Origin of the sequence: Pelagibius sp. CAU 1746 (assembly GCF_039839785.1) — a bacterium.
Lineage (GTDB): Bacteria > Pseudomonadota > Alphaproteobacteria > Kiloniellales > Kiloniellaceae > Pelagibius.
Genome location: NZ_JBDOQT010000002.1, coordinates 101,885 through 121,165 on the forward strand (window position 1 = coordinate 101,885; position 19,281 = coordinate 121,165).

General features: G+C 67.1%; 17 protein-coding genes. 5 read left to right on the plus strand and 12 right to left on the minus strand.

Features of this window, described 5'->3' with window-relative positions; translation table 11 throughout:
• The first annotated feature begins 6 nt into the window (after nucleotides 1-6).
• Nucleotides 7-639 carry a hypothetical protein gene (locus AAFN88_RS17415; protein ID WP_347521814.1) on the plus strand — a complete coding sequence of 211 codons (633 nt, stop codon included), beginning with the start codon at nucleotides 7-9 and terminating at the stop codon, nucleotides 637-639.
• A 25-nt stretch (nucleotides 640-664) separates the two neighbouring features.
• Here the strand turns inward: AAFN88_RS17415 and AAFN88_RS17420 are convergent, their stop codons facing one another.
• Together AAFN88_RS17420 and AAFN88_RS17425 are read right to left on the minus strand one after the other, a co-directional pair.
• A complete protein-coding gene (locus AAFN88_RS17420; protein WP_347521815.1) occupies nucleotides 665-1,099 on the minus strand; it encodes a CBS domain-containing protein in 435 nt (144 codons plus the stop codon).
• Nucleotides 1,100-1,413: 314 nt separating this feature from the next.
• Nucleotides 1,414-3,036: a thiamine pyrophosphate-binding protein gene (locus AAFN88_RS17425; protein WP_347521816.1), complete on the minus strand. Its 1,623-nt coding sequence runs from the start codon at nucleotides 3,034-3,036 to the stop codon at nucleotides 1,414-1,416.
• Nucleotides 3,037-3,379: 343 nt separating this feature from the next.
• Between AAFN88_RS17425 and AAFN88_RS17430 the strand changes: the two genes are divergently transcribed.
• From AAFN88_RS17430 to AAFN88_RS17440, 3 genes are read left to right on the plus strand one after another with little or no spacing between them, the layout of a single operon-like run.
• On the plus strand, nucleotides 3,380-5,749 hold the full coding sequence (locus AAFN88_RS17430) for a ligase-associated DNA damage response DEXH box helicase (protein WP_347522768.1): 2,370 nt from the start codon (nucleotides 3,380-3,382) through the stop codon (nucleotides 5,747-5,749).
• On the plus strand, nucleotides 5,746-6,435 hold the full coding sequence (pdeM, locus tag AAFN88_RS17435; protein ID WP_347521817.1) for a ligase-associated DNA damage response endonuclease PdeM: 690 nt from the start codon (nucleotides 5,746-5,748) through the stop codon (nucleotides 6,433-6,435). Before AAFN88_RS17430 ends, pdeM begins: the two co-directional genes overlap by 4 nt.
• A 2-nt stretch (nucleotides 6,436-6,437) precedes the next feature.
• Nucleotides 6,438-7,880, plus strand: a complete 1,443-nt coding sequence (locus AAFN88_RS17440) for a deoxyribodipyrimidine photo-lyase (protein ID WP_347522769.1) — start codon at nucleotides 6,438-6,440, stop codon at nucleotides 7,878-7,880.
• On the opposite strand, the gene AAFN88_RS17445 is transcribed toward AAFN88_RS17440, so the two are convergent.
• The 3 genes from AAFN88_RS17445 to AAFN88_RS17455 all read right to left on the minus strand — a co-directional run bounded on the left by AAFN88_RS17445 (nucleotide 7,877) and on the right by AAFN88_RS17455 (nucleotide 10,162).
• Nucleotides 7,877-8,470: a DinB family protein gene (locus AAFN88_RS17445; RefSeq protein WP_347521818.1), complete on the minus strand. Its 594-nt coding sequence runs from the start codon at nucleotides 8,468-8,470 to the stop codon at nucleotides 7,877-7,879. The two genes, AAFN88_RS17440 and AAFN88_RS17445, sit on opposite strands and share 4 nt — an antisense overlap.
• A 10-nt stretch (nucleotides 8,471-8,480) precedes the next feature.
• Nucleotides 8,481-9,326, minus strand: a complete 846-nt coding sequence (locus AAFN88_RS17450; protein WP_347521819.1) for an LOG family protein — start codon at nucleotides 9,324-9,326, stop codon at nucleotides 8,481-8,483.
• 308 nt (nucleotides 9,327-9,634) lie between these two features.
• Complete coding sequence (locus tag AAFN88_RS17455) at nucleotides 9,635-10,162, minus strand: hypothetical protein (RefSeq protein ID WP_347521820.1); 528 nt, start codon at nucleotides 10,160-10,162, stop codon at nucleotides 9,635-9,637.
• A 280-nt stretch (nucleotides 10,163-10,442) separates the two neighbouring features.
• Here AAFN88_RS17455 and AAFN88_RS17460 point away from each other — a divergent pair, with 280 nt between their 5' ends.
• Entirely contained in the window at nucleotides 10,443-11,465 is a 1,023-nt protein-coding gene (locus AAFN88_RS17460; RefSeq protein WP_347521821.1) for a trypsin-like serine protease, read from the plus strand.
• A gap of 234 nt (nucleotides 11,466-11,699) precedes the next feature.
• Here the strand turns inward: AAFN88_RS17460 and AAFN88_RS17465 are convergent, their stop codons facing one another.
• The 7 genes from AAFN88_RS17465 to glpD form a co-directional block, all read right to left on the minus strand.
• Nucleotides 11,700-13,391: an ABC transporter substrate-binding protein gene (locus AAFN88_RS17465; RefSeq protein ID WP_347522770.1), complete on the minus strand. Its 1,692-nt coding sequence runs from the start codon at nucleotides 13,389-13,391 to the stop codon at nucleotides 11,700-11,702.
• Between the two features lie 113 nt (nucleotides 13,392-13,504).
• On the minus strand, nucleotides 13,505-13,786 hold the full coding sequence (locus tag AAFN88_RS17470; protein WP_347521823.1) for a DUF2160 domain-containing protein: 282 nt from the start codon (nucleotides 13,784-13,786) through the stop codon (nucleotides 13,505-13,507).
• A 2-nt stretch (nucleotides 13,787-13,788) separates the two neighbouring features.
• Nucleotides 13,789-14,589: a carbohydrate ABC transporter permease gene (locus tag AAFN88_RS17475; protein ID WP_347521825.1), complete on the minus strand. Its 801-nt coding sequence runs from the start codon at nucleotides 14,587-14,589 to the stop codon at nucleotides 13,789-13,791.
• Nucleotides 14,586-15,449, minus strand: coding sequence for a sugar ABC transporter permease (locus tag AAFN88_RS17480; RefSeq protein WP_347521827.1), 864 nt, complete (start codon nucleotides 15,447-15,449; stop codon nucleotides 14,586-14,588). The genes AAFN88_RS17475 and AAFN88_RS17480 overlap by 4 nt, the downstream gene beginning before the upstream one ends.
• A gap of 3 nt (nucleotides 15,450-15,452) precedes the next feature.
• Nucleotides 15,453-16,538 (minus strand): ABC transporter ATP-binding protein, encoded by a 1,086-nt coding sequence (locus tag AAFN88_RS17485; protein ID WP_347521828.1) that lies wholly within the window; start codon nucleotides 16,536-16,538, stop codon nucleotides 15,453-15,455.
• A 3-nt stretch (nucleotides 16,539-16,541) separates the two neighbouring features.
• Nucleotides 16,542-17,648, minus strand: coding sequence for an ABC transporter ATP-binding protein (locus AAFN88_RS17490; RefSeq protein WP_347521829.1), 1,107 nt, complete (start codon nucleotides 17,646-17,648; stop codon nucleotides 16,542-16,544).
• Entirely contained in the window at nucleotides 17,648-19,171 is a 1,524-nt protein-coding gene (glpD, locus tag AAFN88_RS17495; RefSeq protein ID WP_347521831.1) for a glycerol-3-phosphate dehydrogenase, read from the minus strand. The genes AAFN88_RS17490 and glpD overlap by 1 nt, the downstream gene beginning before the upstream one ends.
• Between the last annotated feature and the right edge of the window lie 110 nt (nucleotides 19,172-19,281).

The window sequence follows — 19,281 nt, forward strand, 5'->3', positions numbered from 1 at the left end:
GTCGCAATGGACAGCGCCTCGAGGCCCGACGCGGAGGGCCGCCCTTATCGCAATCGCCTGAAGGCGACCTGGGCCCGCTTTTTCCAGCGGCTGGGCTGGCATGTCGACCGCGATCCCGCAGGCCTGAACGGCTGGATTCCCAGTTTCGCCATCCGCGGCGCGGGCGTCACCACCCTGGCCGACGTGCGGCCGATGCGGGACCTCTCCCCCATCGCCGCCGGCAACCTGCTGAGCGCCTCCTTCTGGGAGCCGATCCACCCTCAGGACCCGCTTTCCCCCAAGGCGATCCGCCACAGCCTGCTGCTGCTCGGCGAGTCGCCCCTGGCCCCGCTGGGAGCCGCACCCCGGCTGCACGGCAAGGACCACGCCTCGCTCGGCTGGATCCACGACGGCGCCGACGCCATCGGCGTTTACGAGGGCGGCAGCAGCGACTGGCAGATCGCCTATCTGTTGCGCCTGCCCGAGGTTTCGCCGCGCCTCGGCTTCTCGGGCCTTTCAGGCAACTGGATGGACCGCGTCACCGGCAGGCACTTCAACATGATGACCGACAACGTCGGTTTCGCTGGCCGCGGCGAGGTTGCCGCTCTGTGGCGCGACTGCGAAGCGGAGACGGCGGGCGTCTTCGGTTCTTTCGGCTGACCGCGCAGCCCGCCCGATGGGCGCGTCAGGCGCTGCCGCCGATATAACCCTGGAGCTGCTGGATGGTGAACTTTTGCTCGTCGATGATCGTCTTCACCAGGTCGCCGATGGAGACGATGCCGGCCAGCTTGCCCCCCTGCATGACCGGCAGGTGGCGGAAGCGCTTCTCCGACATGATCGCCATGCACTCGTCCACCGTCTGCTCCGGTTTCACGAAGATGACGTCGGGGACCATGATGTCGCGGATCGGGGTGTTGGAGGAAGACCGCCCCTTCAGAATGACGTTCCGCGCGTAGTCGCGCTCGGTGAAGATGCCGACCGGCGCGTCGTTCTCCGTCACGATCACGGCGCCGACGTTCTTGCTCGCCATCAGCTCGAGGGCCTGCAGCACGGTGTCGTCCGGCCGGACCGTCAGGACATCGTGCCCCTTGCTGTCGAGTATCTGCTTTATCGTCGTCATGGCGCATTTCCCCGCAAGTCGCTGACCTGACTATACCCCCGCCCCCCTGTCGGATGCCCCACCCGGCAGATGAAAACGCTAGCACGAACGGTCGCTGACCGGAAGGACCGCGGTTTAACGCCTCTTCCCCGCAGCCGCCAGGCAATCTACGGGCTGACATGGCCAGAGCGCTAAAAGTTGGACAACCGCCGTGCGTGCTTCGAGACGCCCGCTAACGCAGGCTCCTCAGCATGAGGGACTTTTTTGAGGCCATCCAAGACTCGTCCTTATCCCGCCTCTCGAAGGCAGCACAACACCTGTGCGGCCCCAACGCTTCAGAACCGCCCGTCGTAGCCCTGGCGGCCGATCATCGCGGCGATGACGGTGAAGGTCTCGGCGTTCAGCGCATCGTCCAGGGCCTCTTCCAGCTCGGCGCGGCTGGTGACGGTATGGCCCAGGCCGCCGAAGGCGCGGCCGATGGCGGCGAAGTCGTGGCTGCCGAAGTCGACCCCGGCGTTGGCCATCTGTCGCTGGCGCTGTTTTAGCTCGATGAGCGCCAGGCTGGAATCGACGAAGACCACCACCACGACGCGCGAGGCGAGTTCCGCCGCCGTCGACAGCTCGCCCGCCACCATGAGCAACCCGGCGTCGCCGGTGAAGGCGATCACCGGGCGCTCCGGCTCGGCAAGCTGCGCGCCGATCGCCAGCGGCAGGGCGCAGCCCATGGTGCAGAGGCCCGTCGACTGCAGCAGCGTCTTGGGCTCGTAGGTCTCCCACATCTGCGCCAGCAGGATGCGGTGGGCGCCGGTGTCGCAGGTCGCCACGGTCTCCTTGGGCAGCACCCGGCGGCAGGTGTCGATGACGGCGGCCGGCCCCCAGGCCTCGTCGCGCGGGAAGGCCTCGGCGAGCGCGCCCTTCAGCACCTCGACCTCGCCCAGCTCCCAGGTCGCCTGCGGCGCCGCGCCATGGCCCAGCGCCTCCAGGGCCTTGCCGCAATGGGTGACGAAGTTGATCCCCGCCTGGTGGACGTAGTGGCGGTTCGGCTCGGCGGCGATGTCGATGACGTGCACCGCCTCCGGGTCCCAGGGCTCGCACCAGCCGGCGCGCATCTCGATGGGATCGTAGCCGAGGCAAAGGATGAGGTCGGCTTGGCTCACGAAGGGCAGCAGCAGGGCGTCGGCCTTGGGCGACAGCCCCGCCGCGCCGAGACAGAGCGGATGCTCTTCCGAGACGATGCCCTTGGCCTTGTAGGTGGTGACGAAGGGGATAGAGAAGATTTCGCAGAAGGCGAGGATCTCCTCGCCCGCGTCGTCGGCCAGCGCGTCGAGGCCGACGATCATCACCGGGCGCTTGGCGTCCTCCAACCAGAGCCGCGCCCGGTCCAGCTCGTGGCCCGGCGCCGGGGCGGCGGGCGCGGCGGGCGGGCGGCGGCGCAGGCGCGCCGGCGCCACCGCCTGCTCGGCCACCGCAATGGGCACGTCGATGTGCACCGGCCCGGCGCGGGGGTCGGTGGCGATGGCGAGCGCCTTGTCGGCGATGACGTCCGCCCCCTCAGCGGTCAGGCGGAAGGACGCCTTGGTGACGGGTCGTAGCACCTGCTGATGGTCGAGAACCTGGTGGGTGTAGGTCAGCGCCGCGGTCTCGTCGACGCAGCCGGTCAGCACGATGAACGGCACCCGGTCCTGCTCGGCGTTGGCGACCACGTTCACGCCGTTGACCACCCCCGGCCCCACGGTCGCCACCAGGATGCCCGGCGCCCCCGTGCGCTGCCACACCCCCTCGGCCATGAAGCCGGCGGCGTTCTCGTGCTTGGCCAGGATGAACGTGATCCCCGCCGCCTCCAGCGCGTCCACCAGGGTCAGCACCTCGCCCCCCGGGATGCCGAAGGCATAGCGGCAGCCCGCCTCGTAGAGACGCCGCGCCACCAAGTCGGCGGCGCGGAGTTTGTGGTCCGTCATCGAAAACCCCTTGCACCAAAACTCGGCCCTATTCGTACCAGACTTGGCACCGATCCCGCAGCCTCTCCCATCGTCACCCTCGGGCTTGACCCGAGGGTCCATTCCGCCGCAGCGCGTCGGCTGATCCATGGATGCTCGGGTCAAGCCCCAGCATAACGACCGAGGTGGGGCAAAAGAGAACAAAACGGCATCATCGCCCTTCACCCGCCCCGGCCGCCGGTCTATCTTTGCTGCCGTGAGCCAGCCCGCCCTTCTGCCCGAGACGAACCTGGATGCCCTGCCGCCGATCTTCGCGGCGTGGTTCCGGGCGCGCGGCTGGGCGCCGCACCCGCACCAGCTGGAGATGCTGCGCGCGGCGGAGGCCGGGCAGTCGGCGCTGCTGATCGCGCCGACCGGCGGCGGCAAGACCCTGGCGGGCTTCCTGCCCTCCCTGGTCGACCTGGCCGCTGAGCCCCATGACGGGCTGCACACGCTCTACATCTCGCCCTTGAAGGCCCTGGCGGTGGACATCCACCGCAACCTCACCCAGCCGATCGAGGAGATGGGCCTGGAGATCGCCTGCGAGACCCGCACCGGCGACACCCCGCAGTCCAAGCGCCAGCGTCAGCGCCGCCGCCCGCCGGGCATCCTCATGACCACGCCGGAGTCCCTGGCCCTGCTGCTGTCGTACTACGACGCGCCCCAGGTCTTCGCCGGGCTGAAGTGCGTGGTGATCGACGAGTTGCACGCCTTTGCCGGGACCAAGCGCGGCGACCTGCTGGCGCTCGGCCTCGCCCGCCTGCAGAGCCTCTCCCCCGGCCTGCGCCGGGTCGGCCTCTCGGCCACGGTGCACGACCCGGACTGGCTGGCCGCCTGGCTGGCGCCCGATGCCTCCCCGGCAGGGGTGCGACGGGTCATCGGCCGCGACGGCGCCGAGGCGGAGGTGGAGATCCTGACCACCCGGGAGTACCTGCCCTGGTCCGGCCACATGGCGGTCCACGCCCTGGAAGAGGTCTACCAGCGCATCCGCCAGGCGGGCACCACCCTGGTCTTCGTCAACACCCGCGCCCAGGCGGAGATTGTGTTCCAGGAGCTGTGGCACCTGAACGACGACGGCCTGCCCATCGCACTGCACCACGGCAGTCTGGCCGTCGAGCAGCGCCGCAAGGTGGAAGCCGCCATGGCGGCGGGCAAGCTGCGCGCGGTGGTCGCCACCTCCTCCCTCGACCTCGGCATCGACTGGGCCGCCGTCGACCTGGTGGTGCAGGTCGGCGCGCCCAAGGGCTCGGCCCGGCTGCTGCAGAGGATCGGCCGCGCCAACCACCGGCTCGACCAGCCGAGCCGCGCCCTGCTGGTCCCCGCCAATCGCTTCGAGGTCTTGGAGTGCCGCGCCGCCCTGGAGGCCGTGCGTGCCCGCTCCCTGGACGGCGACCCGCCGCGCCCCGGCGGACTTGATGTGTTGTCTCAACACATCCTCGGCACGGCCTGCGCCGGGCCCTTCGACGCCGATCGGCTTTACCGGGAAATCACTTCAGCTTTTCCATATAAACAATTGAATAAAAATACTTTTACCCGCACACTTGAGTTTGTGGCGACAGGCGGCTACGCACTGAAGAGCTATCAGCGCTACCGCCGCTTAAGCCTTGATAAGGAAGGCTTTTACCGGGTTACCAACAACGACCATGTACGGCGCTACCGCATGAACGTCGGCACCATCGTTGAGACGCCGCTTTTAAAGGTGCGTCTGAGGAACGGGCGCGTACTGGGCGAGGTAGAAGAGCATTTCGTCAACGGCCTGCTGCCGGGCGACAGCTTCATCTTCGCCGGCCAGCTGCTCTGCTTCGAGGGCCTGCGCGAGAACACCGCGGTGGCGAGCCGCGCCACCGGCGGCGAGCCCAAGGTGCCCGCCTACGCCGGCGGCCGCCTGCCGCTTTCCACCCACCTGGCCGAGCGGGTGCGCGGCATCCTGGAAGACCCGGAGGCCGGTCACGACCTGCCCCCTGCCGTCGGCGAGTGGCTGCGCATCCAGCGTTGGCGCTCCCAGCTTCCCCCCGCCGACGGCCTGCTGGTGGAGTGCTTCCCGCGCGCCGACAAGGAGTTCCTCGTCGCCTACTGCTTCGAGGGCAGGAACGCCCACCAGACCCTCGGCATGCTGCTGACCCGGCGCATGGAGCGGGCCGGGCTCTCCCCCCTCGGCTTCGTCGCCACCGACTACGTCATCGCCGTGTGGAGCCTGAAGCCGGCGGACGACATCGACGCCCTCTTCGACGAGGACATGCTGGGCGACGACCTGGAGGAATGGATGGCCGAGTCCTCCATGCTGCGCCGGACCTTCCGCAACGTGGCAGTCATCGCCGGGCTCATCGAGGCGCGCGCGCCCGGCCAGGAGAAGTCGGGCCGCCAGGTGACCTTCAACGCGGACCTCATCTACGACGTTCTCAGGAAGCACGAGCCCGACCACATCCTGCTGCAGGCGACCCGCGCCGACGCCGCGGGGGGCTTGACCGACATCGGCCGCCTGGCCGCCATGCTGAAGCGGGTGAAGGGCCGCATCCGCAGCCGCCGCCTGGACAAGATCTCGCCCCTGGCGGTGCCGGTGCTGCTGGAGATCGGCAAGGAGCAGGTCTACGGCGCGGGACTGGACGAGCTGCTGGACGAGGGCGCCCAGGCCCTCATCGACGAGGCCACCGGCGGCATGGAGACCGGCATCGGCCAGGCGGAGCTTCCGCTATGAGTGAAACCCTTCATAAGGCGGGCCGGCTCGTGGTCAACGGCGTCGAGCTGCAGGCCGATCTCTCCGGCGCGCTGATCTGGCCGGCCCGGCGGCTCGCCGTGGTCGCCGACCTGCACTTCGAGAAGAGCACCGCCTTCGCCGCGCGCGGCCAGTTCCTGCCGCCCTACGACACGGCGGCGACCCTGGACAAGCTGGAGGCGGTCATCGCCCGCCACCGGGTCGAGCGCCTCATCTGCCTGGGCGACTCCTTCCATGACGGCGAGGCCGCCGGGCGTCTCGACCCGACCCAGGGCGAGCGCCTCAAAGGGCTGACCGCCCGCCTGGAATGGACCTGGGTCGCCGGCAACCACGACCCGGCGCCGCCGGCGGACCTGGGCGGCGGCAGCGCCGAGGACATCACCGAAGGCGCCCTCACCTTCCGCCACGAGGCGGCACCGGGCGCCCGCGGCGGAGAAGTCTCCGGCCACTACCACCCCAAGGCGGCCGTCAGGGTGCGCGGCAAGCGGGTTACGGCCCCTTGCTTCGTCACCGACGGCCGGCGCCTCATCCTGCCCGCCTTCGGCGCCTTCACCGGGGGTCTGAACGTCCTCGACCCGGCGATCTCGGGACTGTTCAGGAAGGGCTTCCAAGCGACGCTCCTGGGCCGCAGCGGCCTCTTTGCCTTCCCCAAGCAGGCGCTGGTGTGACCATGCCCGGCCCCAGCCTCGTCTGGTTCCGCCAGGATCTGCGGCTTGCCGACAACCCGGCGCTCGCCGCCGCGGCCGAACGGGGCGCGCCGATCCTGCCGCTCTTTATCCTGGACGAAGAGGCCGCCGGCGCTTGGCCACCGGGCGGGGCCGCACGCTGGTGGCTGCACCACTCCCTCGCGGCGCTTTCGGAGGATCTTAAAAGGCTCGGCGCGCCGCTCTGCCTGCGCCGCGGCAAGGCCGCCGAGGTGCTGCCGAAGCTGGTGAAGGAGACCGGGGCCGGCGCGGTGTTCTGGAACCGCTGCTACGAGCCCTTCGCCGTCGAACGAGACAAGGCCTTGAAGGCCGATCTGGGCGCCGCCGGGGTCGAGGCCAGAAGCTTCAACGGCAACCTGCTGGTGGAACCCTGGGAGCTGAAAACCGGCCAAGGCGAGCCCTACAAGGTCTTCACGCCGTTCTGGAAGGCGCTGCTCGCCGCCGGCGCGCCCGCCGCCGCCCTGCCGCGCCCGAAGACGCTGGAAAGCCTGGCCGATGTCCGGAGCGACGCCCTGAACGACTGGGGCCTGCTGCCGGTGAAGCCGGACTGGGCGGGCGGCCTCAAGGAAACCTGGACGCCCGGCGAGAAAGGTGCCGCCGGACGGCTGAGAGGCTTCCTGGATGACGCCGCCGCCGACTACCCGGCGGGACGCGACCGCCCCGACCTGCCCGGCACCTCCCGTCTCTCCCCGCATCTACACTGGGGCGAGATCTCGCCGTGCCAGGTCTGGCAGGCGACGCGCCACGCGGTCGACGCGGGCAGGCTGAACGACGGCGCCGCCATGGCCTTCCTGCGCCAGCTCGGCTGGCGCGACTTCTCCCATAACCTGCTGTTCCACTGGCCGGATTTCCCGGAGCGGCCCTGGCGTGAGGCCTTCAGCGCCTTCCCCTGGCTGGACGACGACGCGGCGTTCCGGGCGTGGTGCCGAGGGCGCACCGGCTATCCCATCGTCGATGCGGGCCTGCGCGAGCTGTGGGCGACCGGCTGGATGCACAACCGGGTGCGCATGATCGCCGCCTCCTTCCTGATCAAGGACCTGCTGATCCCCTGGCAGCGTGGCGAAGCCTGGTTCTGGGACACCCTGGTGGACGCCGACCTCGCCAACAACGCCGCCGGCTGGCAGTGGGTCGCCGGCTGCGGGGCCGACGCCGCCCCCTACTTCCGCATCTTCAATCCGGTCACCCAGGGAGAGAAGTTCGACCCCAAAGGCACCTATATCCGCCGCTGGGTGCCGGAAATTTCAGGACTGCCCGACAACTTGCTGCACAAGCCCTGGGAAGCCTCGAAGGAAGAATTGAAGAAGGCCGGGATCGCGCTGGGCGAGACCTACCCGCAACCTCTCGTCGACCACAAGGCAGCCCGCGCCCGCGCGCTGGCCGGCTACGAAGAGGTGAAGAAGGCGAACTAGCCTGCGTCCGGTTTGGGCCAGTCGCCCCACAGTTCCGCCTCACTCCAGCCCTGCGTGGCCCCACCCAGCGCCTCTAGGTCGCCGCGCCGCATCCCGGCATCCTGATCCAGGAAGAACTCGTCGAGCTGCGGCGGCGCGACCGAGGTGCCGGACAGCATGGCGTGCGCCTGGCCGCGGTGGTGAATCTGATGCTCGAAGAGGTGCAGCAGCACCCGGTCGCAACGCTCGAAGCGGTCGCCGTCCCGGCGGATCAGGCGCACCGTCGCGCCAAGCGCCGACTCGTTCAGCCCTTCGCAGAGCCTGATCAGCCTCCGGTCCACGGACTCCTGCTCGCGGCACAGGTCGGAGGGGGTCTTGCAGGGCACCTCGTCGATGAAGGCCGCCAACCCCAGGGTGCCGCCCTCCAACGCATCGACGTAGTACCAGTCGACGATGAGGATATGGTTGAGGGTGGCCAGCAGCGACGGGAAGAATCCCGTGCGCGGTGCCTCCAGCTCCGGCTGCGGCAGGCTGGCGCAGGCTCGAAGAAGGCGGCAGTTGGCCCAGGCGTTGTTGCGCGCTTGCGCCAGCAGGTAGCTTTCAGGCTCCATGCCCCGAACGCTAGAGCCGCGGGCCCGGGATGTCGAGAGCGTAGGAGGTGAGCTGATCGGTGATGAAGTCGAAGGCCTCGTCCACCGAGTCGGTACGGAAGAAGAGCTCCAGGTCCTCGGCGTTGATGGTGCCGTAGCGCTCCAGGGCTTCCAGGTTGATGACCTCCGACCAGTACTGGCTGCCGAACAGCACCACCGGCATGTGCTTGCGGATCTTGCCGGTCTGCACCAGTGTCAGCAGCTCGAAGAACTCGTCCAGGGTGCCGAAACCGCCGGGCATCACCACCACGGCCTTTGCGAGATAGGCGAACCAGAACTTCCGCATGAAGAAGTAGTGGAACTCGAAGTTCAGCTCGCGGCTGATGTAGGGGTTGTCGATCTGCTCCATGGGCAGGGAGATGTTGAGGCCGATGTTGAGACCTTTGGCTTCCGAGGCGCCGCGGTTGGCCGCCTCCATGATGCCCGGCCCGCCGCCGGAGCAGACGACGAAGCGGCGGTCGTCCTGCTGCAGGCTCTTCGACCACTCGGTCAGGCGACGCGCCAGCTCGCGCGTATCCTCGTAGTAGCGCGACATCTCCAGGTTCCGCTGCGCCACGGTCAGGTCGTCACCCTTGGAGCGCGCCTCTTCCAAGCGGCGCTCAGCCTCCTCGCGCGGCAGGATGCGCGCCGAACCGAAGAAGATGATGGTGTCGTCGATCTTGTAGTGCTTGAAGCGCGCGTCCGGCTCGACGTACTCGGAGAGGATGCGCAGCGAGCGCGCAGGGGAACTCTCCAGGAAATCTGGGTTGCGGTAGGCCTTTTGCGGGGCCCCTTGCGCAGAGGCTTCCTCGGGCTTGTCTTTGTCGCTTCGCTGCATCGCTCATTACCTTGGGGACTGTGCTTTCAGGAACCGGGCACAAACCGCTTATACCTGAAGTCTTGTTAACAAAGCCAATGTCCCCTGGCCGGCAACGGCGGGGACGGCAGCATGGCCACGGCGGATCCGGCCGGAAAAGGGAACAGGAAATGCCCCCGCCGGGGAGGTCGCGGCGGGGGCTCGTTGAGTTGGTTTATCTGTGCTGATGCGGCCCCCGAAGACGACGCCGGGCACCGCGCATACTTAGTTCGTATACCTATAATCGATTCGATGCAAGAGCCTGGATGGCCCTCGCCGCCGGGCCCCGCTTATTGATCGAGCGACCACTTGCGCACGAAGCTGCGCGCCAGGTCCCGCCAGCCGATGTTGGTGGTGACGCCATGATTGGCGAGGCTGGTGACGAAGAGACCGCTGTCGCTCCACAACAATACCCTGCCGCTGCGATCCGTTTCCGTCTTGCGGTCGAAATAGCGGGTATTCTGGATCGCCCGCGCCTCGATGTAGCTGATGCAGACATCGCCTTCATAGCGCAGGCTCGTCGCCTGGAGCTGGATCCAGACATGTGCCGCCCGCTGCACCGTGATGCCTTTTTCCGCCAAGGGCTGCTGAAAGGAATCGACGATCAGGTTCTCGTCAAATCCGCAGGCGAGGCTTTGCGGACTGAGCGGCGCGACGGACATCTGCACCACGTTGACGTTCGCCAGCGGCCCCCCGATCACCCGGGGCTGCGCCGGCGCATCGGTTCCGCTCTGCGCCCAACCCCCTGTCACCATGGCGGGGGTCAAGACCGCGGACAACAGGAACGCGGCGGCGAGACGGCTGAGCGTCGGCATCATTGGATTACTCCTTCACGGTGTTGGCAAGCGACCGGCGCAGGATAGGCCATGTGACCGCCCCAGTTGAATTCAAAAAGGGGCTGCGGGCCCTTTCCTCCCCCGATCGCTTACCTTGATACTAGGATTCGCAACAGGGAAGCGGCTAGTCTGCTATAGCAGCACGACAGCACCGCCGCATCGGCGGCCGGCGCCTCACGCCCGATGTCATGCTGATGACACAAAGGAGACGCAGATGCCCGGCAGCGATAGGCAGAATCGACTCCACACCGGAGTTACGTCCTTGACCGGACGCGGCGCCGGAAAGTTCGCGCGCGCCGCAGCGCTGCTGCTCCTCCTCCAGGCCTGCGCGGTGCCTCCGCCGGCGCCCCCGCCCGAACCGGAGCCCGGCCGCGTGGTGCCGCCCCCCTCGCCCCCGGCCGCCGGCACCCCGATCGCCCTTGACGGCCGGCTCCAGGTCGATGCGCAGGAGTATCCCTGGAGTGCCATCGGCCGTCTCAACGTTGCCGGGCGCACCTTCTGCAACGGCATCCTCATCGGACGGCAGCAGGTTTTGACGCAGGCGCGCTGCCTCTACGACGCCCGCAACGGCCGCTGGTACCGCCCGCTGGAACTGCACTTCATCGCCGCCTACCAGTCGGACAATTTCCTCGCCAACTCCCCGGTCGCCGGTTTCACCACAGCGCCGGGCTTCAGCCCCACGGGCGGCACCAACCTGATCAACCTGACCAACAACTGGGCGGTGGTGTCTCTCGAACAGCCGATCGGCAACGTCACGGGCTGGCTGGGCATGGAGTGGGACAGCAGCCGCCTCAAGTCCGCCGCCGAAAGCGGCCGCGCCGCCTACCTGCGCGCCGGCTACCGTTCCGACTGGCCCCATGCCGTGTCCACCTACTTCGGCTGCGGCGAGGATTCAGGCGGTCTCGGCAGCGTCTGCGGCGCCACGCCCAGCGAGTTGGCCCTGCCCGCCTTCGTATTGACCGGCGGCGAGTTGCGCGTGCTGGGCAACTACTACCTGCGCTCCACCGCCCAGAGCGCCGCCTTCACCCAGGCCGCCGCCGCGGCGATCGTCGACAACCGGCTGGGCCGCGCCACCCTGCCCTCGGCGGGCGGGCCGGTAGGGCGGCGACCGACCGCCACGGTCGCCCGGCTGCTCGAAGCCCTGGGGTACCCCGCGACCGGCGGCGATCTCGATGCCGCCATCGCCGCCTACCTGAAGGACCGGGGGCAGGCCGCGCGCCGCGGCGCCTCCATCGACCTCCTGACTTCCCTGATCAACAGCGCTCAGCGCCAAGGCGGATCATGAGATCCAAAAAAAGAGGGCGGCCCGAGATGGACCGCCCCATGAGTATACTCTGGAGGAAAATGCAGCTTGGATACAAGAAGAAGCCTTGAACCAAGCGGCGGGGCGGGGCATCGCTGCCTGCCCCATCAGCCGTAGCTGACCTGCGATACCGGCCCTGCGCGAATGCGCCCGAGGCCGGCTGACTTGGGGGCGCCGGGACCCCGAAGGCTCCCGGCGCGACACTTCAAGCCCGGCTTACTGCCAGCGCTTGATGATTTCTTCATAGGCGATGGTCTCGCCCTTCGGCTTCTCGTTGGCGAGCTTGGCCTTGGGCCCGTTGGGCTTGCCCAGCCAGGCCGAGGCGTCCTGCTCGTCGTTGAGACGAGGCCCGCAACCGCCGTAGACGTTGGCCGCCTTGTCGGCCGCTTCCATGCGGGCCATGACCTGGTCCATCTCGCCGGCGAGACGGTCCATGGCCTCCTGCGGGGTGAAGGCGCCGGAGTTCACGTCACCGATCTGCTGCCACCAGAGCTGGGCCAGCTTCGGATAGTCGGGCACGTTCACGCCGGTCGGCGACCACAGCACGCGGTCCGGCGAGCGGTAGAACTCGACGAGGCCGCCGAGGTTCGGCGCCCGCTCGGTGAAGCTCGCATGACGTACGGAAGAGTCGCGGATGAAGGTCAGGCCGACGTGGCTCTTCTTCACGTCCACGGTCTTGGAGACGACGAACTGGGCATAGAGCCAGGCCGCCTTGGCGCGGTCCGTCGGGGTCGACTTCAGGATGGTCCAGGAACCGGCGTCCTGGTAACCGAGCTTCTGGCCCTCTTCCCAGTAGGGGCCGTGCGGGCTCGGCGCCATGCGCCACAGCGGCTTGCCGGCGTCGTCGACCGTGTTGTTGCCTTCCGACTTCGGCGCCACCATGGAGGCGGTGAAGGCGGTGTACCAGAAGATCTGCTGGGCCACGTTGCCCTGGCTCAACGCCGGCAGCGACTGATAGAAGTCGTAGCTGGCCGCACCCGGAGGCGCGTACTGACGCAGCCACTCATCCCACTTGCGGATGGCGTAGACGGCCGCCGGACCGTTGGTGCCGCCGCCGCGAGAGACGGAAGCGCCCTGCGGATTGCAGGAACCTTCCTCCATGCGGATGCCCCACTCGTCGATCGGCACGCCGTTCGGCAGCCCCTTGGAGCCGGCGCCGGCCATGGAGAGCCAGGCGTCGGTCATGCGCCAGCCGAGGTCCGGCGCGCGCTTGCCATAATCCATGTGGCCGTAGACGCGCACACCGTCGATTTCCTTCACGTGGACGCTGAAGAACTCGGCGATGTCCTCATAGGCCGACCAGTTGACCGGCACACCCAGGTCGTAACCGTAAATTTCTTTGAACTTGGCCTGCAGGTCTTCACGATCGAACCAGTCCTTGCGGAACCAGTAGAGGTTCGCGAACTGCTGGTCGGGCAACTGGTAGAGCTTGCCGTCCGGGCCGGTGGTGAAGGACTTCCCCATGAAGTCGTCGATGTCGAGACCCGGGTTGGTGACGTCCTTGCCCTCGCCTTCCATCCAGTCGGAAAGGTTGACCGCGAGCTGGAGGCGCGAGTGCGTGCCGATCAGGTCGGAGTCGTTGATGTAGGCATCGTAGAGATTGCGCTGCGTCTGCATCTGCGTCTGCACCGCCTGCACCACCTCGCCCTCGCCGAGAAGCTGGTGGTTCACCTTGATGCCGGTGATCTCCTCGAAGGCCTTGGTCAGGACCTCGGACTCATAGCTGTGTGTCGGGATGGTCTCCGACAGCACATTGATCTCCATGCCCCGGAAAGGCTCGGCGGCCTTGATGAACCACTCCATCTCGGCCTTTTGCTCTGCCTTGGAGAGCACCGAGGGCTGGAACTCGTTGTCGATCCATTTCTCGGCCGCCGCCATGTCGGCCCTGGCGGCGCCCGCGCTTGCCATCATGGCAAGAACCGTCGCCGTCGTTAGTAGATACCTTCGCATGCGATATCCTCCCTTGTGTTTTGTTGACGACACCTGGATGCGGCGCGCAGCGCCGCACCTACCGAAAATTTCTAAACGTAACGAAAAACCAAAACCGCATAGACCGCGGACAACACCAATGCCCACCACAGCGGCCAGGGAACCAAGGCCAACCAGGCGAGATGGATGTAGGCGCTGCCGAGCAGCGAGATGAACAGCCGGTCGCCCCGCGTCGTGTCGAGGCCCAGCACACCGTGGCGCGGCGCGCCGCCGGGGCGCTTCAGCTCCCAGACTGTCATGCCCGCCAGGAAGAACGCGATGACGCCGAAGAACAGCCCCGTCTGCCAGGTCCAGGCCATCCATGAAAGGCCCATAGTCACACCCTCCCCATCGCGAAGCCCTTCGCGATGTAGTTGCGCACGAAGTAGATAACGATCGCGCCCGGAATGATGGTCAGCACGCCGGCCGCTGCCAGCAGGCCCAGTTCGTAGCCCGAGGTACTGGCCGTGCGGGTCATCACTGCGGCGATGGGCTTGGCCTCCACCGAGGTGAGCGACTTGGCCAGCAGCATCTCGACCCAGGAGAACATGAAGCAGAAGAAAGCGGTGACGCCGATGCCGCTGCCGATCAGTGGCATGAAAATTTTGACGAAGAAGCGCGGGAAGGAATAGCCATCCAGATAAGCAGTCTCGTCGATCTCACGCGGCACGCCGGAGATGAAGCCCTCCAGGATCCACACAGCCAGCGGAATGTTGAAGAGGCAGTGCGCCAGCGCCACGGCGATGTGAGTGTCGAACAGTCCCATGGCCGAGTAGAGCTGCAGGAAGGGCAGCGCGAAGACCGCCGGCGGGGCCATGCGGTTGGTCAACAGCCAGAAAAAGAGGTGCTTGTCGCCCAGAAAGCGGTAGCGCGAAAAGGCATAGGCCGCCGGCAGGGCGAAAGAAACCGAGATGACCGTGTTCAGGACCACGTAGATGATCGAGTTCACATAGCCCATGTACCAGGTCGGATCGGTGAAAATCTTTACATAGCTGTCGACGGTGAACTCGGCCGGGAACCAGGAGAAGCCGCCCAGGATCTCGTTGGTGGTCTTGAACGACATGTTCAGCAGCCAGTAGATCGGCAGCATCAGGAAGAGGATGTAGAGCGTCGGCACGAGCCAGCGGCGGTGCTTCATTTCTTCTCTCCCTGGGTGATGAGCGTATAGAAGAGCCAGCAGACCAGCAGCGTCATCAGGAAGTAAATGATGCTCATCGCGGCAGCGACACCCAGATTGAACTCGCCCAGCGCGGCCTTCACCAAGTCGATGGACAGCACCGTCGTCGTATTGCCGGGACCGCCGCCCGTCAGCACGAAGGGTTCGGTGTAGATCATGAAGCTGTCCATGAAGCGCAGCAATATGGCAATGGTCAGCACATGCTTCATCTTCGGGAGCTGGATGTAGCGGAAGACGGCCCAGCGCGAGGCGCCATCGATCTGCGCCGCGCGGTAGTAATTGTCGTCGATGGAGCGCAGCCCGGCATAGGCCAGCAGCACCACCAGCGAGGTCCAGTGCCAGACATCCATCAGGATGACCGTGAACCAGGCGGAGACCGGTTGCTGGGTGTAGTCGAAGGGAATGCCCAGCCAGTTGAGGCCATAGCCCAGCAGGCCGATGTCGGGCAGCGCATAGATGTTCCACATGGCGCCGACCACGTTCCAGGGGATCAGCAGCGGCAGCGCCATGAGCACCAGGCAGACCGAGGCCCAGAAGCCGCGGCGCGGCATGGTCAGCGCAATGCCGACGCCCAGCGGCACCTCGATCGCCAGGATGGTGAAGGTGAAGAAGAACTGGCGCAGCAGCGAGTCGTGGAAACGCTCCGAGGCCAGCACCTCGCGGAACCAGCGGGTGCCCTCGAAAAAGAAGAGATTGTTGCCGAAGGTGTCTTGAACCGAGTAGTTCACCACCGTCATCAGCGGGACGATGGCGTTCAGCGCCACGATGAACAGCACCGGCAGCACCATGAACCAGGCCTTGTTGTTGAGGGTCTTCTGCATGGCTCAGTTGCCCCCCTGCGCCTGGGCACGCACCAGGTGCGAGTCCTGATAGATGTTGATCCGGGCGGGATCGATGACGGCGCTGGCGCCTTCCGGCACTTCCCTGCCCTCCGGCAGCACGGCGTCGAAGCGCTGCCCGTCCAAAAGGGCGCGCACGATCTTGAAGCGGCCGATATCCTCGACCCGGGTGATGGCGATCGGCAGGCCCTGGCCCGGCGGGGCCATACGCACGAATTCGGGGCGGATACCCGCTTCGGTCTTGCCGGCGAGCTGCGGATAGCTGCAGCCCAGATCAACTTCGCGGCCGCCGAGCTGCAGCTTGCTGCCCGCTACCTGGCAAGGCAGCACATTCATGCCCGGCGAGCCGATGAAGTAGCCGACAAAGGTGTGCGCCGGCTGGTCGAAGAGCTCCTCCGGCGTGCCGATCTGCACCACCTCGCCCTCGTACATCACCACCACCTTGTCGGCAAAGGTCAGCGCTTCGGTCTGGTCGTGGGTCACGTAGATCATGGTGTGACCGAAACGGCGGTGCAGCTCCTTCAGCTTGGTGCGGAGCTGCCATTTCATGTGCGGGTCGATAACGGTCAGTGGCTCGTCGAAGAGGATGGCGTTGACGTCGTAACGCACCAGGCCGCGGCCCAGCGAGATCTTCTGTTTCTCGTCGGCGGTCAGGTTCTGCGCCCTGCGGTGCGCCTTGCCGGTGAGGTCGAGCGTTTCCAGGGCCTCGGCCACGCGCTTTTGGATCTCGTCCTTCGGCACGTGGCGGTTGGCCAACGGAAAGGCCAGGTTCTCGGCCACCGTCATGGTGTCGTAGACCACCGGGAACTGAAACACCTGGGCGATGTTGCGCTGCTCGGGGGCCAGGTGGGTGATATCCTCCCGGTCGAAAAGGATGCTGCCGCGCGAGGGCACCAGCAGGCCGGAGATGATGTTCAGCAGCGTGGTCTTGCCGCAGCCCGAGGGCCCGAGCAGCGCATAGGCCCCGCCATCGTCCCAGACGTGGTCGATTTCCTTTAGGGCGAAGTCGGCTTCGCTCTTGGGGTTGGGCAAATAGGAGTGCGCCAGCTTGTCGAGGGTGATCTGTGCCATGGCTCAAGCCCCCATCGCGTTACGCGGCGGCGCGACATAGCTGCTCGGCGCCGCCACCAGCCGCTCGTCTGCGTCGAAGACCAGGAAGCCGGCTGGATCCAGATAGACGGGGACGTGGTCGCCGATCTCCACCCGGTGGACACCGTGGGTCAACGCCACCCAGCGCGAGCCGTCGTGTTCGACGTGGACAAAGCTCTCCGAGCCGGTGATCTCCGTGGTCGAGACCGAGGCCTCCACCTGGATTGCCTCCCCCGCCGGCGGGTGCAGCAGCAGATGGTGGGGCCGGATCGCGACCTTATAGGCGCCGTCGGGCAAGCCCTCGGTGCCGGCCGGCGCCGCAATCGGCTTGCCGTCGTAACTCAGTTGGCGCCCGCGTTTTTCCATGGGCACCACGTTTAGCGGCGGGTCGGAGAAGGTCTGTGCGGTGATCAGGTCCGCCGGGCGGCTGTAGACATCGATAGTCGCGCCGAACTGGGTCACCCGCCCCTCGGCAAGGGTTGCGGTCTTGCCGCCCAGCAGCAGCGCCTCGTGCGGCTCGGTCGTCGCGTAAACGAAGATGGCGCCGCTCTCCCCGAACAACCGGGGCAGTTCGACCCGCAGTTCCTCGCGCAGCTTGTAATCCAGGTTGGCGAGGGGCTCGTCCAGCAGCACCAGTCCGGCGTCCTTCACCAGGGCGCGGGCGATGGCCGTGCGCTGCTGCTGGCCGCCGGAAAGGTGCAGCGGCACACGGTCCAGGAAGGGGGTCAGCTTCAGCAACTCCGCAGCGGCGCGCACCTTCTTGTCGATGGTTGCGGCGTCGATGCGGGCGACCCGCATCGGCGAGGCGATGTTCTCGTAGACGCTCAAGGTCGGGTAGTTGATGAACTGCTGATAGACCATGGCGACCTTGCGCTTCTGCACCGGCAGGCCGACGACGCTCTCGCCGTCGACCAGAATATCGCCGGCAGTCGGCCGGTCGAGCCCGGCCATGAGGCGCATCAGCGAGGTCTTGCCCGAAAGAGTTGGGCCCAGCAGCACGTTCAGCGAGCCCCTCTCCAGGGTCAGGCAGACATCACGGATGTGCTCTTCCACACCGACGCTCTTGCTGACGTTGCGAAGCTCCAGCGACATCAGGCCGTCTCCTGCCGCGCCGCGGGGCGGGCTTGCCGGTCGAGCCAGGCCGCGAGGTTCCTCTTGGTGTCTTCGGAGACGTGCAGCCCCAGTTTCGAGCGCCGCCACAACAGGTCGTCGGCCGTCTCGACCCATTCGTTGTGCATAAGGTAGGTCAGCTCCGCGACGTAGAGCCCGTCGCCCAGGTGTTCGCCCAGGCCTTCCATCCCGGTGGCGCCATCCAGCAGGCGCTCCGTGCGGGTGCCATAGCTGCGCAGATAGCGGCGCGCCAGGTCCTCCGGCAGCCAGACATGGTTCGCGCGGAAACGTTTACTGTAGGCGTCGAAGTCGGCATCGGGAATATCCCCGCCGGGCAACGGCATCGTGGCGGTCCAGGGTTGACCCAACGGGCCCAGCGCCTCCTCCAACCTGGCCAGGGCGTGCTCGGCCAGCTTGCGGAAGGTGGTGATCTTGCCGCCGAAGACGCTCAGCAGGGGTGCGCGCCCGGTGCCGTAGTCCATCTCCAGCACGTAGTCGCGGGTCGCCGAGGAAGCGCTCTTGGCGTCGTCGTCGTAGAGCGGGCGCACGCCGGAATAGGTCCAGACCACGTCGGAGGGGGCGACCTTGCGCTTGAAGTAGGCGTTCACCGCGTCGCAGAGATAGGCGACCTCGGCCTCCGAGATGCTCACCTGGCCGGGATCGCCCTCGAAGTCCACGTCGGTGGTGCCGATGAGCGTGAAGTCGTCCTCGTAGGGAATGGCGAAGACGATGCGCCCGTCGGGGTTCTGGAAGATGTAGGGGAAGTGGTGGTCGAAGAGCTTCGGCACCACGATGTGCGAGCCCTTCACCAGGCGCAGCGACTGCGCCTTGTTGAGCCCGGCGCGCTGCTCGATGAACTCGGCCGTCCAGGGGCCGGCGGCGTTCACCAGCGCGCGGGCCGTGACCTCACGTTCATGGCCGCTGTGCAGGTCGCGCAGCAGGACGCGCCAGCGCTCGCCTTCCCGGCGCGCCGAGACGCACTCGACGCGGGTCAATACCTCGGCGCCGCGTTCGCGCGCGTCCAGCGCGTTCAGCACCACCAGCCTCGAATCCTGTACCCAGCAGTCGGAGTAGACGAAGGCCTTGCGCAGGCCCGCCTCCAGCGGCGCGCCGGCCGGATGCCGGCCCAGGTCGATGCCTTCGCAGCCCGGCAGCAGTTTGCGCCCGCCCAGGTGATCGTAAAGGAAAAGGCCGAGACGGATCATCCAGGCCGGACGCAGCCCCTTGATGTGGGGCAGCACAAAGCGCAGCGGCCAGATGATGTGGGGAGCGGCGCGCAGCAGCACCTCGCGCTCGATCAGCGCCTCGCGCACCAGGCGGAACTCGTAGTACTCGAGATACCGCAGGCCGCCGTGGATCAGCTTGGTGCTGGCCGAGGACGTGGCGCTGGCCAGATCGTTCTTTTCGCAAAGCAACACCGACAGGCCGCGGCCGGCCGCATCGCGGGCGATGCCGGCACCGTTGATGCCGCCGCCAACCACGACGATGTCGAGAACGTCGCCCATAGAGGAAACCCGCCTCCCCAATCTGCGCCCGGTTTTCGGGTCTTGCCGGCCGCCGTCAGCCCGTTCCGGTCCCTTGGCGGGCCGTTCAGGGGCGGAGACCGGGCGTCTCC

What these genes read in the sequence shown, in the direction of transcription:
- AAFN88_RS17455 (WP_347521820.1), bottom strand. Translation starts at nt 10,162, where the DNA reads ATGATGCCGACGCTCAGCCGTCTCGCCGCCGCGTTCCTGTTGTCCGCG.
- AAFN88_RS17465 (WP_347522770.1), bottom strand. Translation starts at nt 13,391, where the DNA reads ATGGCAAGCGCGGGCGCCGCCAGGGCCGACATGGCGGCGGCCGAGAAA.
- AAFN88_RS17415 (WP_347521814.1), top strand. Translation starts at nt 7, where the DNA reads ATGGACAGCGCCTCGAGGCCCGACGCGGAGGGCCGCCCTTATCGCAAT.
- AAFN88_RS17485 (WP_347521828.1), bottom strand. Translation starts at nt 16,538, where the DNA reads ATGGCACAGATCACCCTCGACAAGCTGGCGCACTCCTATTTGCCCAAC.
- AAFN88_RS17475 (WP_347521825.1), bottom strand. Translation starts at nt 14,589, where the DNA reads ATGAAGCACCGCCGCTGGCTCGTGCCGACGCTCTACATCCTCTTCCTG.
- AAFN88_RS17490 (WP_347521829.1), bottom strand. Translation starts at nt 17,648, where the DNA reads ATGTCGCTGGAGCTTCGCAACGTCAGCAAGAGCGTCGGTGTGGAAGAG.
- glpD (WP_347521831.1), bottom strand. Translation starts at nt 19,171, where the DNA reads ATGGGCGACGTTCTCGACATCGTCGTGGTTGGCGGCGGCATCAACGGT.
- AAFN88_RS17420 (WP_347521815.1), bottom strand. Translation starts at nt 1,099, where the DNA reads ATGACGACGATAAAGCAGATACTCGACAGCAAGGGGCACGATGTCCTG.
- AAFN88_RS17480 (WP_347521827.1), bottom strand. Translation starts at nt 15,449, where the DNA reads ATGCAGAAGACCCTCAACAACAAGGCCTGGTTCATGGTGCTGCCGGTG.
- AAFN88_RS17470 (WP_347521823.1), bottom strand. Translation starts at nt 13,786, where the DNA reads ATGGGCCTTTCATGGATGGCCTGGACCTGGCAGACGGGGCTGTTCTTC.
- AAFN88_RS17445 (WP_347521818.1), bottom strand. Translation starts at nt 8,470, where the DNA reads ATGGAGCCTGAAAGCTACCTGCTGGCGCAAGCGCGCAACAACGCCTGG.
- AAFN88_RS17450 (WP_347521819.1), bottom strand. Translation starts at nt 9,326, where the DNA reads ATGCAGCGAAGCGACAAAGACAAGCCCGAGGAAGCCTCTGCGCAAGGG.
- AAFN88_RS17440 (WP_347522769.1), top strand. Translation starts at nt 6,438, where the DNA reads ATGCCCGGCCCCAGCCTCGTCTGGTTCCGCCAGGATCTGCGGCTTGCC.
- AAFN88_RS17425 (WP_347521816.1), bottom strand. Translation starts at nt 3,036, where the DNA reads ATGACGGACCACAAACTCCGCGCCGCCGACTTGGTGGCGCGGCGTCTC.
- pdeM (WP_347521817.1), top strand. Translation starts at nt 5,746, where the DNA reads ATGAGTGAAACCCTTCATAAGGCGGGCCGGCTCGTGGTCAACGGCGTC.
- AAFN88_RS17430 (WP_347522768.1), top strand. Translation starts at nt 3,380, where the DNA reads ATGCTGCGCGCGGCGGAGGCCGGGCAGTCGGCGCTGCTGATCGCGCCG.